Raw genomic sequence first — 15,116 nt, forward strand, 5'->3', positions numbered from 1 at the left:
CGTATTTGTAGTGGTTCGGCAGACTCGACGTGATGGTCAACAAGGACGGCATCTCGAGTGGTACCTCCGTCGAGGAGATGGAACTCGAGGAGTGGGAGGCGGTGGTCGAGACCATCCTCGACCGCGTTATGCACGGAACGAAAGCAGCCCTGCCCTATCTCAAGGCAAGCAAGGACGTCATCACGGGCGCGAACATTTCGATCGACGGCGGGTGGACAGCGTTGTGAGACAAAACGAGGATGCGAGTGGGTTCACCGAGGGCACCCCGTGGAAGCTATTATGGGGTCGTTCGTCGTAGTCTCGCTCATGACCGATCATATCCTAGTTCCGTACGACGGGTCGGAGCCGGCCGAACACGCGCTCGAGTACGCTCTGGAAATGTTTTCCAACGCCGACGTGACAGCCCTCTACGTCGTGCCGACGCCCGAAGGCTACTGGGGTTCGTTCGACGGGCCGGAGGAACGCGTACCCAACGCCGAGAAAGCTCGCGAGCGCGGCGAGGAGATACTCGAGGAGGCGACGGACGTGTCGGACGAGTACGACGCCGAGATCGATACGGCGGTTCGACTCGGGACGCCGGATCACGAGATCGTCGCCTACGCGGAAGACGAGGCGGTCGAGACGATCGTAATGGGGAGTCACGGCCGGGAGGGCATCGAGCGCGTATTGCTCGGCAGCGTCGCAGAGAACGTCGTGCAACGCGCGCCGGTCTCGGTGATGGTCGTCCGATAAATCGGTGACTCGAGACGTGCCGGAGCCGCCGTCTGCAGTGCTGGTGGGCGTCGACGGCAGCGACGCCGCTCGCGCAGCACTGGAGCGAGGGCTAGCGATCGCCGCGCGCACCGACGCCACCGTCCACCTGCTCGCGGTCGTCGATTCCAGTGCGGCCCCGCTCCGATTCGACGTTGCAACCGTCGCCGAACTCGAGCGTGCGAAACGGAACCTCCTCGAGACAGCCCGGGACGTGGCCGATGGCGAAGGTGTCGAGGTGACCGGTGCCGTCCGGCGGGGGCGGCCCGCACGAGAGATCGTCCGCTACGCGACTGCTCACGACGTCGATCTCATCGTCGTCGGTCGAACAGGGCTGCGAGGAGTCGCCGCCCCGTTGCTCGGGAGTACCGCCGACCGGGTTCTCAGGCGAGCATCAGTCCCCGTGATCGTCGTCCCGCCGCCGACCGACGACTGATACGGGTGCTGTACCGATGTACCGGCGCACCCGCGACCCAGGCGGCGGATGCGCCGAAATGATGCACAGTAGTCCCTACGAGACGGATTGCTGAACGTCTGCCGTGGAGCCCGCGAACAGACCGTGGACGACCCATTGGAACTGACAGGTGGCTTTACCATGCCGCTCGTCCTATCCGATGGTATGTCGCGAACGATCCTCGTCGCTTACGACGGCTCCGAGCACGCACAGCAAGCGCTCGAGTACGCCCTCGAGACCTTCACCGGCGAGCGGATCGTCCTCTTTCACGCGATCGATCCGTTCGCCAGAGTGACCGAAGACGACGACACGGAACTAACGCCGCTGAGCGAAGCGTGGCTCGAGGATCGACGCGACGCCGCCGAGGAGTTACTCGAGCAAGCGATCGACGGCGTCGAGACGGGAGACGCCCAGGTCGAGATCGATACGGGCGTCGGATCGCCGCCGCAGACGATCGTCGCTGCGGCAGCGGAGATCGACATCGACGGAATCGTCCTCGGGACCCGGGGCCGAACCGGTGCCGGCGGCGCACAACTCGGCAGTGCCGCCGACACCGTCGTCAAACGCGCCAACGTTCCGGTGACGGTCGTCAGGTGACTCCCTGCGCCGTGGCCCGTTACCACACCACGTGTTAGTCCAACGGAAATCACGTACATGTTCTTCACAGGCGCACGTGAGTTCCCCTACAGCTTCGGGCCCGGCGACTGTATCAGTCACCCAATAGTTATCCCCGGGTCGTAGAAGCATGGTGGCCACAGCGGGTACGACGCCCCGTCTTTCGCCCCGATCACGTCCTGGCCCCACGAGACCGGGGACTGATCGACGAGTCGTCCCTCGCCTCGAGACAGGCAGCCCAGTCGGACGGTTTGCCGTCGGTCAGTTCCAGCGCACCCGCGACCCGGGCAGTGGGTGTGCCGGTCCATCGGGACAGGAATCCGTCTCATACCATCGCTTCGTCGCCGACGTCCGGGTTCTCCTCGACGAACGCGACCAGCCGATCGACGTAGGACTCGAACGGCGGGACCTCAAGCCCGCTGCCTGCGAGGGCCCGTTTCGTCGCCGGGCAGGCGTACCGCGTCGGGTGATCCAGGTACTCGAGCGTCTCCGGTTCGACCGACGTACCCGAGTCCTCGAGTTGCTCGAGGACCCGCCGGGCGAGCAGCTTCGGCGTCGGAACCGACACGACGCGATGGCCAGCCGCGGCGGCCAGGGCGTCGACGAAGTCCGGGACCGATAGCGGGGTCGGATCGCACAGCTGGTACACCTCGCCGACCGAGGATTCGCGGTCGCTCAGGTACGCGATGGCGTCGACGACGTAATCCCGCGGGACGACGTTCAACTCGGCGTCGCTCGAGCCCGGCAGGGAGAACGTGACCGAGAGCCACGACGGCTGGGTGCGAATCGACTCGAGCAGGTAGTAGGGGCCGTCGTACTTGTCGGTCTCGCCCGTCCAGCTGTCGCCGACGGTGATGGCCGGGCGGTAGATCGTCGCGGGCAGGCCCACGTCCATCCGGTCCTGGACGGCGACCTCGGCGCGGTACTTGGTCTCCTCGTAGTGGTTGTTGAACGACTGGCCCTCCTGCAGGTGGTCCTCGGTGAACACGCCGTCGTACCGGCCGCTGACGTAACAGGTGCTGACGTAGTGGAACTGCTCGAGGTCGACGTCCTCGGCGAAGTCGAGGACGTGTTCGGTCCCCCCGACGTTGACCGCCTCCGCCAGGTCGCGGTCGACGCCGAGGTCGTAGACGGCTGCGAGGTGGTAGACCTCGCTGACACCCTCGAGGTCAGCGGAGTCCTCGAGTCCCAGATCCGGTTCCGTGATATCACCCTCGTGGAGACTGATCGCGTCCTCTCGGTCGACGCCGTCGAGGCCATCGGCGATCTCCCGAGCTCGCTCCCGTGCCGTCTCGAGGTATTTCGGCTGGACCAGACAGGCGACCGGCCCGTCGCCGCGCGCGAGGACGCGCTCGAGCAGCGCCGAGCCCAGGAAGCCGGGGAAGCCGGTGAAAAAGACCTGTGGGTCGCTCACGGCAACCACTTCCGGAGACGGCGCTGGAGCGCCGTCGTTCCCGCCATGATGCGAGCGAACCAGCGTGGCGAGACGCCTGGCGGAGCGTCGATCGGTCCGATTCGCGAGGTCGCGATCGTTTTCGCGTCGACGTAACGCCTGAGGCCTTCGGGGCCGTGACGCCGCCCGAGTCCGGAGTCGCCGACCCCACCCATCGGCGCGTCGATGGCCGCCCAGCCGACCGTGTAGGGGTCGTTGACACAGACCGTCCCACAGTCGATCTCGCGTGCGATCTCGCGGCCTCGGTCCCGGTCCGTCGTCCAGACGCTGGCGTTGAGGCCGTACTCGGAGTCGTTGGCCCGCTCGATCGCCTCCTCGGTATCGGCGACCGGGTGGACGGTGACGACCGGCCCGAACGTCTCCTCGCAGGCGAGCTTCGCATCCGGTTCGACGTCGGTCAGGATCGTCGGCTCGTACCAGAAGGGGCCGACGTCCGGCCGTGCGCGGCCGCCCGAGAGCACCGACGCGCCGTCATCGACTGCCGACTCCACGTACTCTCGAACGGTCTCGAGGTGATCCCCGTCGATAAGCGAGCCGACGTCGGGCCCGTAGTCGAAGGCGTGGCCGAGACGGATCTTCCGCGTCGCGCCGACGAAGGCCTCGAGGAACGCCTCGTAGCGGGCCTCGTGGACGTAGATCCGCTCGGGCGCGAGACAGAGCTGTCCGGCGTTGGTGAACGCGCCCTTGACCGCGCCGCGGGCAGCGGTTTCGACGTCGGCGTCCTCGAGGACGACCATCGGGTTCTTGCCGCCGAGTTCGAACGAGCAGCCGATCAGGTTGCGACCCGCCTGTTCGGCTACCGTTCGCCCGGTTTCGGTACCGCCCGTGAAGGCGACGTAGTCGACGGCGTCGATCAGCGCCGGGCCGACCGTCGCTCCCTCGCCGGTGACGATCCCGAAGAGGCCGTCCGGCAGTCCGGCTTCGGAAAGCAGGTCGGCCAGCGCGAGCGCGATAAACGGCGTTCGTTCGTCCGGTTTGCAGACGACGGCATTGCCCGCGAGCAGCGCCGGAATGGTGTCGGTCATCGCGAGCGTCAGCGGGTAGTTCCACGGCGAGATCACGCCGACGACCCCGAGGGGATCGTAGCTGACGGTCGCGTCCGACGCGAGGGGAATCGCCCCCGACCGGCTTTCGTCGGCGAGCATCGACGGCCCCTCGTCGGCGTAGTACGAACACGTCAGCGGGACGTCGAGCACCTCCTCGAGGGCGTGGTGGCGGGCTTTCCCCGTCTCGAGTTGCACGACGTCGAGCAGCCACTCCCGGTACTCGGCGACGAGGTCGCCGAAGCGCTCGATCACCGCGGCGCGCTCGGCGACGGAGCGGGACGCCCAGTTCGATTGCGCTCGGCGCGCCCGCTCGACGGCAGTCGTGACGTCGGTCGCCGTACACGCTGGGACGGAGCCGATCGGCTCGTCCGTGATCGGCGTCCGAACGGTGATCTCGTCTTGGTTACCGGTCGTCCGGACGCGAGCCGAGAGAGTCTCGAGCGTGTCACCCGATACGCCCGCATCCTCGAGCGTCCCGACAGTCGTCTGTGGTGACATAGGCGATTCATCGATCCCCAGACACCTGTAGGTTCGCCACCCACCCCTCCAGTCTCGGTCCGTCAGTGTCTCCAAACTCGGGATCTCGGGTGCCTGTTCCTCGAACCGATCGTTCCACAATCCTGCAGTTCTCTCCACACCTTTATGTCCCGTGTTGACACACTGGAGCCTGTATCGGACGGACGATCGACCAGCTGGGACAACGACACATCATGAACTACAAGGAATTCGTTGGTCAAGTACAGCACCGACTCGAGTACGCGGAGTTCGGCCAGGCCGTCCGGGCGACGCGAGCGGTTCTGACGACGCTCGGCGAACGACTCCAGGAGGGAGAAGCGACCGACATCGCGAGCCCCCTCCCGATGGAGATCGACCGCTACCTTACCGAGGCCGAACACGGTCAGCGCTTCGATTATCAGGAGTTCCTCGACCGGGTTGCCGAACGGGAGGGCGTCGACCGGTCCGATGCCAACTACCACTCCCAGCAGCTCCTGGCCGTCGTCGCGGATGTCGTGCCACCGGGCAACATCGAGAAGGTGGATGGACAGCTTCCCGAAGACTTCGACGGATTGTTCGAGTTGATCGACGACCCGGAGTCGTAACCCGGACGGTAGCGACCGATCGCGACCGGGAGAGGCAGACCCAGCCGGAGCATCGCGACCGGAGTGAGCCGACCCACTCACGCCGGTCCGGCTTCCCGCCGGGCCCGATCGCATCCGTACAACGGTCGAAAGCGGCCGCTCGAGACTGGTACGACGCTATTAGCGATCAGTACGACGTCTTCGCCGACCCGTTCGAGGCGTCGACCCGATCGCGCGGGCTGGACCTGCTCGCGGCGACCCCCGGCGAGCGCGTCCTCGACGTCGGCTGTGGAACGGGCCAGGCCCTCCTCGAGCTTTCGCGGGCGGTCGGCCCCGAAGGAGCTGCAGTCGGCCTCGACATCGCACCGGGGATGTGTCGTACTACGCGCCAGCGGCTCACGAACGGCGGTCACGAACCGCTCGTCGTTCAGGGCGACGCGGCGTCGCTCCCGTTCCCGGACGACCGGTTCGACGCTGTCTTCGCGAGTTTCGTGCTCGAACTTCTCGACACGCCCGAGATCGGATCGGCGCTGCGAGAGTGGTACCGCGTGCTCGACCCGAACGGGAGACTCTGTGTCGTCTCGCTGTCCAGACGCCGCGCTGGCCCCCTGACGTGGCTCTACGAGGCGATCCACGATCGCTGGCCGACGTACGTCGACTGCCGGCCGATCTACCTTCGGGAGACACTGCTCGAGACCGGCTTCGCGGTTCGGGACCACCGGACGACGGACATTTGTGGGCTTCCAGTCGAAGTAGCGCTGTGCGAGCCGGGATCGTCGAGAGAGCGATTCGGCTGAGAGCGCTCCAACGGACAGGAATAGCTATTTCGGGCTCCCTGTGGTACGCGGTATTCCGAGTGACTCCGTGATCAGTATGGCACGCTACTCGCGATATGGGCGATACGTGGCCGCGTTCGCGATCGGCGTTCACGGACTGATCCACTTTCTCGGGATCGGCGTGTACTTCGAACTGGCCGAGTTCGCCGACCTCCCCTACAAGACGACCCTCGCTGGGGGTGCGATCGACGTCGGCTCCGTCGGCATCCGGATCTTCGCCGTGGCGACTGCCGTCGCCGGTTTCGGGTTCGTCGTCGCAGCGGTGGCGCTGCTGGGAAACTGGCGCCGGTGGCGGCAGTTGCTGCTCGCGGTGACGTTGCTGTCGGTCGTCCTGACGGCACTGGACTGGACGGTCGCGTCCATGGGCGTACTGGCCAACCTGGCGATTCTGTTCGCTTTGCTCGCCGAACGGTACGCGTGAGTCTCGAGCGGTTAGCTCGTCGGATCGCCACGCACGAGGGTAACCGTCCGCGGTGATCGACGTGCGACTCGCTCGGCGACGGTCCCCGTGACCAGGCGTGCAGCTAGCGACCGGCCGTGGCTCCCCATGACGATCTGATCGAATTCATCGTTTACGGCAGTGTCGACGATGGCCTTTGCAGGGGCTTCGTTCCCGGTCGCCGTCTCGATCGTCGCGTCGTACTCGTCGGTCACCGCGCGAGCCGTCTCGAAGACCGCCGCGGCGCGGGCCTCACGCTCGTCGAGGATGTCGACCAGATAGGTGCCCTCGACCTCCTCCCGGGGCCGATCGAACGGCAGCGAGAGCGCGTGCAAGACCGTGTAATTCGCCTCGGGAAACGCTTCGAGAGCGAACGACAGCGCCGCCCGAGCTTGCTCCGAGCGATCCATCGGGACCAGCACGTCACCGGGGAGGTCCCGATCCTGGATCGCCGCCCGTGATTCGGGGACGATCGTCGTCGAAACCGGGGCCCGACGGACGACGGCCTCGCTCACGCGTCCGAGGAAGGGCCGGGAGATCGGTGACTCACCGTGACTTCCCATGACGACGTGATCGACGTCGGTGTTGGTGAGGCCGAGGATCTCCGTATGTGGTGTGCCGGTCCGGCGGGACGTCTGCATTTGACAGTCGTAGTCGGCCGCGTACTCGGTCGCCTGCTCGAGCACCCGCTGTGCGTAGGCTTCGGCGCGCTCGTCGGCCGAATCGGGGCCGCCCGCAGTCGCCTCGTGGTCGTGTTCGGGGTCAACGACGTAGAGCGCAGTGGTCGTAACGTCGGGAAACGACGCGAAGCAGTACTCCAGTCCGGCAAAGGCGTGATCCGATCCGTCGATCGGAACAAGAACGTGTTTTGGCATGGGTTGATCTGTGCGTACTGCGTGGCGAGTTCTGGCCGTGAGAGCTACTACAGCGATGCAAATAAAGGCACCTCGCCGGCGTACCGGCCAGTGCAATCCGTGCGGCTGTGTGCAGTCCATCCCGAGTCACGGAGGGTGACTGGCCTCGCCGTCGGTGATCGGCGAAAATCATGCGTCGTCGACGGTGCCGAATCATACGTACTCGAGGACTGGTCGGTCCGTCAGGAGATGTGGGCGATCGATATTCCGACGGTCGACATGTTCGACCGGCCGCGCAAGGAAATTGTCTTTTACGATTATCGACTCGATCTGGAGACGCTGACTGGCCGAAAGAGCGTTCCCAAGTGAACAGATTCCGTTCGGTCCGACAGTTCGGGGCGAAACACGACGTTGCTACAGTGGGCGCCAAACGGGTCGACGAAGTCGCTTGCTTCTCGATGGATACAACTAGGAGTGACGTAGTATGTACGTCCATCACATTATCAATAGGCTAATAATTATTCATCGGGCCCTCGTACAACGGAAGTATGGGATCATCGAGACCCAACGTCCTCTTGATTCACGGGCACGATATTGGCCGGTACCTGGGCTGCTACGGCGTCGATATCGAGACGCCGAACATCGACGCACTCGCAGCTGATGGTGCGCTGTTCGAACGCCACTTCGCGACCGCGCCACAGTGTTCGCCCAGCCGCGGGAGCCTCATGACCGGCCGCGTTCCCCACGTCAACGGCCTCATGGGTCTCGCCCACGGCAACTGGGAACTCCACGACGACGAACGAATCCTTCCCCAGTATCTCAGCGACGCCGGCTACGAAACACACCTGTTTGGACTCCAGCATATAACACAGGATACGGATCGCCTCGAGTACGATCGCGTCCACTCCGAAGGGAACCTCTACCCGGGCGTCTCGCCGGCGGTCCACCAGGCGAACCGAGCCCGTAACGTGGCGTCGGTCGTCTCGTCGTTCTTGGACGCCTCGGGATACGAGGAGCCGCTTTTCGCGTCGATCGGCTTCTTCGAGTGCCATCGGGCCGAAGAAGACGACGGACGATTCGGGTTCGACGCCGACTACTACGGAGGCGACGATCCAGACGACGTCCGTCCGCTTCCGTATCTGCCGGACAGACGGGGCCTTCGTCACGATCTCGGCGAAATGCACGGAATGATGTACGCGTTCGACGCGGGCGTTGGGACGATTCTCGAGGCGGTAGCCGAGAACGGGCTGGAGGAGGACACGCTCGTTCTCGTGACGACCGAACACGGGATCGCGTTCCCGCGTGCGAAGGGAACGTGCTACGACGCGGGAATCGAGGCGGCGCTCGTGATGCGGTACCCTGATGTTATCGACCCCAACCAACGGTACGACGAACTCGTCAGTAACGTCGACGTCTTGCCGACGATCCTCGACCTCGTCGGTGTGGAGGTTCCCGATGCGGTCGACGGTCGGAGCGTCGCCGGGCTGATCTCCGACCGTGGGGAGGGTTCCCCTGACCGTGGGGACACCTCCGCTGAGAGTGAGGGCACCTCCGCTGACCGTGGGGACGCCTATACGGAACGTGACCGAATCTTCGCCGAGATGACCTGGCACGATATGTACAACCCGGTCCGAGCCATCCGTACTGATCGATACAAGTACATACGAAGCTTCTGGCACCTCCCAACCGTCTACCTGCCCGCCGACGTGTTCGCGAGCGAATCCGGCCGCGAGGTTCGTGAAACAGATGGTGTTCCGCTGCGTCGGTACGAGGAGTTGTACGACCTCCGTGATGCGCCCCAGGAAGACGACAACGTCGTCTACGAACCCCGCTATCAGGACGTCCGGCAGGAACTCTCTCGAGAACTGTACGAGTGGATGGACGACACCGACGATCCGCTCCTCGAGGGACCCGTCCTGCCTGGCGACTACGACGATATTCAATCGTGGCCACACGAGTCGTCGTAGTCGACGCTCGGTCGAGCATCGTTCCCCAACCGGCAGCAGTTGTCTGTGACACGTTTGCTACGGGTCACCAGGCCCCGATTTATCGCGGTCGTTGGCGACGGCGAGTTCGAGGACGAAACTCGAGGAGGAGACGATATCACCGATGCCGACCGTTCCCGCGGGTTCCTCGACGACGCGGTTGGGGCAAGCGGCGACCGTCGGGGTCGAGAGGACACCGTCCTCGGCCGTTTCGTCGAGGTGGTCCGCGAGAAGGGAAATCGCCTCCCGGCCCTTCGCTGAAGGCTCGTACTCCAGGCCGGTTTCGAGATCCGCCGGTGACGAGATGTCGCCCAGTGATGCCTTCGTCGCCGCGTTGACGGCCGAAAACTCGAGACCGCGTGCGACCGCTTCCGGGTGGGGATACGACGACATGACGGCGAGGTGGTACTCCATCGCGTGTAACTGAATGCACCCGACGCCGAGTTCGTCTCGGATCGCATCGAGCATGCGATAGTGCGTGAGGATTTCCTCTGGTTCGAACGGCGTCGCTTCTGTAGGGGGCGTCTCGACTGCTTCGAGTTCGGCGTCGTCGTGCAGAAGAGTGAGTTCGTGTGTATCCGCGCCGACGACGTCGGCCTCCGGAAGGATCCACTCGTACATACTCTCCCGGAGGGCTTCGTCGTGGGTCACGGCGTACTCGATGTGGACCTGGAGGCCGTCCTCGCTCCCGGACCGAAGCCGACGGATGACGTCTCGAGCGTGACGATGGGCCTGCTCGTAGCTCTCCTCGACGTGGTCGGGTGTGAGGTTGTGATAGCCGGCGAGCAGCGCCCCGTCGACGACGGCTCCGACCTGATCGACGTGGGCGTCGAGATCGCCGGCGACGAGGTCGAACTCCGGAGGCCGGGAGGCCGCGATGAATCGCGTGTCTTCGGTCGCACGGGCGCCGAACAACTCGTCGTCGACGCGAAATTCGAACACCCAGTTGATCTTCGTCCGCTCCGTGTTGATCGCCTCGTCCAACGGAACGAACTCGACCTCGCCGTTCTCGACCTTCGGATACTCCACAGTATCGGAGTGGTCGAACATCGAGAGCTGGCGATCAGAGAGCAGGTACGTGTACGTAACCGGCGACGCACCGAGCGCGGAGACGAGATTGGTCATGATGCCCGTCTGACCACCCATCTGCTGACTATCGGGCTCGAACTCCGCCTCGAGCGTGGCCGAAAATTCGTCCGTCATCGCGACTTCGTCACCCCGCCCGGCCGCCATCGTGTGCGTGATCGCCGTCGCGAGGTCCCGTTTCGATGCGAGTGGGCTCGGCGGGTGGCGCTCGCCGGGGTCGGACGGTCGGTCGAGGAACGCCTCGAGGTCCTCGTCGACCCGAACGATCGCATCGACGTTTGCGTTGTACGCGACGAACACCGATAGCCCCTCCAGTGCTCGGATATCTGCCTCTAACTGGGAGTGCTCGTCCACCATGGTAGGGGTGCTCCCAGCCCCAGCGAGTTAATGGTATGCGTGTCTCGTCGATACTTCCCAGCAGTTATCCCGAGTCCGGGGCGAGCGCGGCCTCGAGGCGGTCGATCAACTCGGCATTGCCGACGTGAAGTGGCACTCGATCGTGTAGATCGGTCGGCTCGACCTCGAGAAGTGATTTGTTCCCGTCGGAGGAGCGTCCACCGGCCGTCTCGATGACGTATCCGATCGGGTTTCCTTCGAACTGAAGGCGTAGTTTTCCCTCGGGGCTGTCCTCGAGGGCGGGGTAGGCGAAGATGCCGCCGTCGGTGAGGACCTGGTTGATGTCGTTGATCATCGCGCCGCTGTAGTGCATCTCGAGCCCGAGCGCTTCGTCCGTCTCGATCGTGCGGACGAACTCGTGGAACGCATCCGTCCAAGTTGGAACCCGGCCGCCAAACCCGTAGACGGCGGGATCCGCAGGAATCGTGACGTCGTCGCGGACGACGGTTCGTTCGCCGCCGGCGAGTTCGTACTCGGTAACGGTACCCTCGCGAGCCACCATCATGGTCGTGATCGGTCCGTAGAGGACGTATCCCGCCGCGACGAGGGCCGTTCCCTGAGCAGGAAGTTCCTCGTCGTAGATGCCGAACACCGTTCCCAGCGTGTTGTTCGAAGGCAAGTTCGACGTCCCGTCGACGGGATCGGCGGCAACGGCAAGATGGCCGGTACCGCAATCGACGATTTCGGCTCGCTCCTCGCTGGCGTACTGAGCGACGCCGTCGACCGACGATAGCCGATCGACGAGCAACTCGTCTGCGAAGAGGTCCGCCTCGAACTGCGTTTCGCCGCTGGGGTTCTCGTCGTCGGCCGTCACCCGGCGGCCGACCAGACCCTGATGAATTTCACTCGCTGTCCGAGCAATCGTCGCGAGGACAGTGTCAGTGGGGGAATTCGTGGCGTTCATGAGTTTACCTGTCGAGAACTGTGCCGCCGATCGGTTCCCCGGAGACGGTTCCGTCGAAGGCATCGAAGATCTGGGTCGGGTCCCCTCGTTGCCAGACGTTGCGGCCGACAGCGATCTCCGTTGTACCGGCGTCCATCACGGCTTCGACGGTCGCCAGATCGAGTTCTTCCCGGGAAGTTCACGAAATCGACCAGCCTATATCTGAAGCGATGATCCATCGCGGGAATCAGGGGTCGTCCATCACGGACGATAGGGGCCTCGTCGATCGGCATCATTTGCCGAGTTCTCCACCGAGGAGCTATATACTGTTTGTGGTGGGGTCGGAGATCGATTCGCCACTGGGCGTATCGAAGGCGAGTGGTTCCACCACCGCTCGTTCCAGAGCCAGGTGTGTCGAGGGCGGTGTCGATGATGAACCATCAGCGCGGCCGGTGGTCGGCAGTCGCCACTTGAGTCCGGTTTTGGTCCCTCTTGACGTGTTGCCACCCGTGTGGTCAACTCGACAGAACGATGGGAGAGGTGAGGAGCATCAGACGACGAAGAGTCGACGATAACTGACTACAGCAGACCGTCTGAAACCCTATCGTTAGACGATCCCCGGAACCGACACGAAAAACGCGTACGCAAGAATCGTCGAGATCGAGGGCCCGACGACCCACATCGTAACGTATCTGATGACGGCTTCCGGTTTGAAGAGCTCGTCCGCCTCGAGGACCTCCTCGGGTTCGTTCACGCCGATCGGCGCCAACTCCTCGATCGCGTCTTCGGCAGTCAATGCCCCCATCACCACCTCGGCGTCTGCCGTCTTCCTCGAGACTGCTTCGCGGGCAGCGATCGGTCTGCTTGCACGTCCCCAGCCGAGACCGACGATGGCGCCGACCGACGACAGGACGAGACTGATCGGAATCCCAATATAGGAGAGTGCGGTCGTAATCGAGGCAGCCGTGAACATGATGATCAGTGCGCCGAGCAACGGAATGTCGCTGATATCGCTCCCGACCGATTCCATCGTCCGCCGGGCGATCGTGAACCCACCCAGGCCGATCGCGGCCGTCGCCACGATGATTGCCGGTTCGGCTGCCAGCGTCCCCCCGCTAACGAGGGGCGCGGCGGCGTTCGGGACATTGCTCGCACCCGCACTGAACGCCATGTAACAACCGAGGACGACGACACCGGTCGTCCCAGCGATCTCTCGCCGGGTCGTGTTGGGCCCGAATGCGGGCGTCGGAAGCAGGCCCGACTCGTCGAGAACGAGGAGCGGCCCCGCCGAGTTCTCGATCTGGACACGACGACTGAGATTTGCGTAGACGTACCGGCCGACGATCGCACCGATCAAGAACGCGAAGATGGGTGTGAAGATCCACCACGAGAGGATCCAGGCGATGGTTTCGTAATCGAGCGTGTCCGTCGCCAGTCCAAGCCCTGCAATCGCCCCGACAGTCGTCATCGACGTTGGAACTGGCACGCCGAAGACGTTGGCGACGAGAATGCCCAGCCCGATAAAAAAGAGGACGGCGACCCCCGCCGTGAGCGAGATGTCGATCGTAATGATCCCTTCGCTCAGCGTCTCCATCACGTTCCGGCCGACGGTCCAGCCGCCCAAAAAAACGAATCCCGTCATGATGGTCGCCGCCGTCGTCTTGCCGATCAACCCCGCGCCCACGGCAGGTCCCCAGGCGATTCCGGTCGAGGATCCGCCGATGTTGAATCCGACGAAAACCGAGACGGCAACACCGATCACCAGGACGGACTCGACCATTTGCACATACTGGCGATACGAACGCCGAAATAGGTATTCTAGCGATCGATGAACGGGCCGGCCTGAATCACTACACGGGTGAAAGCTTTACCACGAGTGTCGTGGGAAGTCGCACCCGGGACCGCTCCAGATTCGCATGAGTACGAACCGACCAGCGATTCAGTCGACCGTGACACGGTATCGGCGTCGAACGCCGTCTGTCGGGGGCGAGACGAGCCGATGAAAGCCGTCGTTCTCGCCGGAGGCTACGCCACGCGATTGTGGCCGATCACGAGACAGCGACCGAAGATGTTCCTCCCGCTCGGAGGGACGACCGTCATCGAGCGAATCTACGACGAACTCGAGGGGGTAGATCGTATCGAAGAGGTCTACGTCAGCACGAACGAACGGTTCGCCCCTGACTTCGAGGCACAGCTGGCGGACGGTACCTACGAAAAACCGCAGCTCTCGATCGAGGAGACACGTGACGAGGACGAGAAACTCGGCGTTGTCGGCGCGCTCGCCCAACTGATCGACCGCGAAGACATCGACGACGATCTGCTGGTGATCGCCGGCGACAATATCTTCGATTTCGCGATCGAGGACTTGCTGGAGCATTACGAGCGAACCGACGCACCGACGATTGCCGCCTACGACGTCGGCTCACCGGAGCGGGCAACAGCGTACGGCGTCGTCGAACTCGAGGACGACCGCGTGGTCGACTTTCAGGAGAAAACCGACGAGCCACCTGGGACGCGTGTCTCGATCGGCTGCTACGTGTTTCCAGCGGAGACGCTCGAGCTCCTCCCGACATATCTCGAGGAAGGTAACGATCCCGACGAACCGGGCTGGTTCGTGCAGTGGCTCCAGTCACGGGAACCGACGTTCGCCTACACGTTCGACGGGACATGGTTCGACATCGGCACGCGCGAGAGTTATCTCGACGCCGTCGCCTGGACCCTCGACGGCGACTCGCACGTGGCCGACTCGGCAACACTCGAGGGCGCCTCGATCGGACCGAACGTTCACGTTATGGCGAACGCGACGCTCGTCGATACCGACGTCGAACGATCCGTGATTTTCCCGGACGTGACGTTGGAGGCGACCACCGTCCGCCGATCGATCGTCGACGAGGGCGCTCGTCTTGGGGCGTTCGACCTTCACGACGCGATGATTGGTGCGTACACACAGCTTCCTGGCGGGCCGCGAACGTGAATCGGTGATATCATCACGGCGAGTCGGCGCTTACCGGAACGCAAAACACCGGAATGTCAGCCTCTCGAACGACGTTTTCCGTGACGCTCCCGAGAAACCACTGGCCGATGCCGGTACGGCCGTGCGTGCCCATGACGATCATATCAACGTCGCGCTCGCTTGCGGACGTGAGTAATGATCAAGATAACTTTTGCAAATATGGACTGAGGAACTGGTCGATCCAGGACTTGGCAAATCCAAGTCGATCAGTAAGGGTGTTGAAGAGA

General features: G+C 63.9%; 15 protein-coding genes and 3 pseudogenes. 10 read left to right on the plus strand and 8 right to left on the minus strand.

Annotated elements, in window-relative coordinates:
• Window positions 1-26: 26 nt before the first annotated feature.
• From D8Y22_RS01985 to D8Y22_RS02000, 4 genes and pseudogenes are all read left to right on the plus strand, one after another.
• Window positions 27-227, plus strand: a pseudogene (locus D8Y22_RS01985) (hypothetical protein); the annotation flags it as partial.
• Window positions 228-306: 79 nt separating this feature from the next.
• A complete protein-coding gene (locus D8Y22_RS01990; protein ID WP_141462984.1) occupies window positions 307-732 on the plus strand; it encodes a universal stress protein in 426 nt (141 codons plus the stop codon).
• A gap of 4 nt (window positions 733-736) precedes the next feature.
• A complete protein-coding gene (locus D8Y22_RS01995; protein ID WP_141462986.1) occupies window positions 737-1,186 on the plus strand; it encodes a universal stress protein in 450 nt (149 codons plus the stop codon).
• A 183-nt stretch (window positions 1,187-1,369) separates the two neighbouring features.
• Complete coding sequence (locus tag D8Y22_RS02000) at window positions 1,370-1,801, plus strand: universal stress protein (RefSeq protein WP_141462988.1); 432 nt, start codon at window positions 1,370-1,372, stop codon at window positions 1,799-1,801.
• A gap of 343 nt (window positions 1,802-2,144) precedes the next feature.
• On the opposite strand, the gene D8Y22_RS02005 is transcribed toward D8Y22_RS02000, so the two are convergent.
• Window positions 2,145-3,242, minus strand: a complete 1,098-nt coding sequence (locus D8Y22_RS02005) for an SDR family oxidoreductase (RefSeq protein ID WP_141462990.1) — start codon at window positions 3,240-3,242, stop codon at window positions 2,145-2,147.
• Complete coding sequence (locus D8Y22_RS02010) at window positions 3,230-4,816, minus strand: succinic semialdehyde dehydrogenase (protein WP_141462992.1); 1,587 nt, start codon at window positions 4,814-4,816, stop codon at window positions 3,230-3,232. The genes D8Y22_RS02005 and D8Y22_RS02010 overlap by 13 nt, the downstream gene beginning before the upstream one ends.
• A gap of 212 nt (window positions 4,817-5,028) precedes the next feature.
• Between D8Y22_RS02010 and D8Y22_RS02015 the strand changes: the two genes are divergently transcribed.
• The 3 genes from D8Y22_RS02015 to D8Y22_RS02025 all read left to right on the plus strand — a co-directional run bounded on the left by D8Y22_RS02015 (window position 5,029) and on the right by D8Y22_RS02025 (window position 6,654).
• Complete coding sequence (locus D8Y22_RS02015) at window positions 5,029-5,418, plus strand: DUF2267 domain-containing protein (protein ID WP_141462994.1); 390 nt, start codon at window positions 5,029-5,031, stop codon at window positions 5,416-5,418.
• Between the two features lie 158 nt (window positions 5,419-5,576).
• The gene (locus D8Y22_RS02020; protein WP_246084331.1) at window positions 5,577-6,194 is read left to right on the plus strand and encodes a class I SAM-dependent methyltransferase; all 618 of its coding nucleotides are present in this window, start codon (window positions 5,577-5,579) and stop codon (window positions 6,192-6,194) included.
• A 76-nt stretch (window positions 6,195-6,270) separates the two neighbouring features.
• Window positions 6,271-6,654, plus strand: coding sequence for an ABC transporter permease (locus D8Y22_RS02025; protein WP_141462996.1), 384 nt, complete (start codon window positions 6,271-6,273; stop codon window positions 6,652-6,654).
• Window positions 6,655-6,665: 11 nt separating this feature from the next.
• On the opposite strand, the gene D8Y22_RS02030 is transcribed toward D8Y22_RS02025, so the two are convergent.
• On the minus strand, window positions 6,666-7,547 hold the full coding sequence (locus D8Y22_RS02030) for a universal stress protein (protein WP_141462998.1): 882 nt from the start codon (window positions 7,545-7,547) through the stop codon (window positions 6,666-6,668).
• Window positions 7,548-7,568: 21 nt separating this feature from the next.
• Here D8Y22_RS02030 and D8Y22_RS23285 point away from each other — a divergent pair, with 21 nt between their 5' ends.
• A complete protein-coding gene (locus tag D8Y22_RS23285; protein WP_174811726.1) occupies window positions 7,569-7,895 on the plus strand; it encodes a hypothetical protein in 327 nt (108 codons plus the stop codon).
• Window positions 7,896-8,074: 179 nt separating this feature from the next.
• On the plus strand, window positions 8,075-9,493 hold the full coding sequence (locus D8Y22_RS02040; RefSeq protein ID WP_141463000.1) for a sulfatase family protein: 1,419 nt from the start codon (window positions 8,075-8,077) through the stop codon (window positions 9,491-9,493).
• 57 nt (window positions 9,494-9,550) lie between these two features.
• Here D8Y22_RS02040 and D8Y22_RS02045 read toward each other — a convergent pair whose 3' ends face one another.
• The 4 genes and pseudogenes from D8Y22_RS02045 to D8Y22_RS02060 form a co-directional block, all read right to left on the minus strand.
• A complete protein-coding gene (locus D8Y22_RS02045; protein ID WP_141463002.1) occupies window positions 9,551-10,954 on the minus strand; it encodes an ADP-dependent glucokinase/phosphofructokinase in 1,404 nt (467 codons plus the stop codon).
• Window positions 10,955-11,018: 64 nt separating this feature from the next.
• Entirely contained in the window at window positions 11,019-11,897 is an 879-nt protein-coding gene (locus D8Y22_RS02050; protein WP_141463004.1) for a class 1 fructose-bisphosphatase, read from the minus strand.
• A gap of 4 nt (window positions 11,898-11,901) precedes the next feature.
• Window positions 11,902-12,054: pseudogene (locus tag D8Y22_RS23220) on the minus strand (aldolase); the annotation flags it as partial.
• Between the two features lie 429 nt (window positions 12,055-12,483).
• Window positions 12,484-13,656 (minus strand): inorganic phosphate transporter, encoded by a 1,173-nt coding sequence (locus D8Y22_RS02060; protein WP_141463008.1) that lies wholly within the window; start codon window positions 13,654-13,656, stop codon window positions 12,484-12,486.
• 219 nt (window positions 13,657-13,875) lie between these two features.
• Between D8Y22_RS02060 and D8Y22_RS02065 the strand changes: the two genes are divergently transcribed.
• The gene (locus D8Y22_RS02065; RefSeq protein WP_141463010.1) at window positions 13,876-14,850 is read left to right on the plus strand and encodes a sugar phosphate nucleotidyltransferase; all 975 of its coding nucleotides are present in this window, start codon (window positions 13,876-13,878) and stop codon (window positions 14,848-14,850) included.
• 13 nt (window positions 14,851-14,863) lie between these two features.
• Here D8Y22_RS02065 and D8Y22_RS02070 read toward each other — a convergent pair.
• Window positions 14,864-15,013, minus strand: a pseudogene (locus D8Y22_RS02070) (universal stress protein); the annotation flags it as partial.
• Window positions 15,014-15,116: the final 103 nt, after the last annotated feature.

This window comes from Salinadaptatus halalkaliphilus (assembly GCF_006543045.1).
Taxonomy (GTDB): Archaea; Halobacteriota; Halobacteria; order Halobacteriales; family Natrialbaceae; genus Salinadaptatus; species Salinadaptatus halalkaliphilus.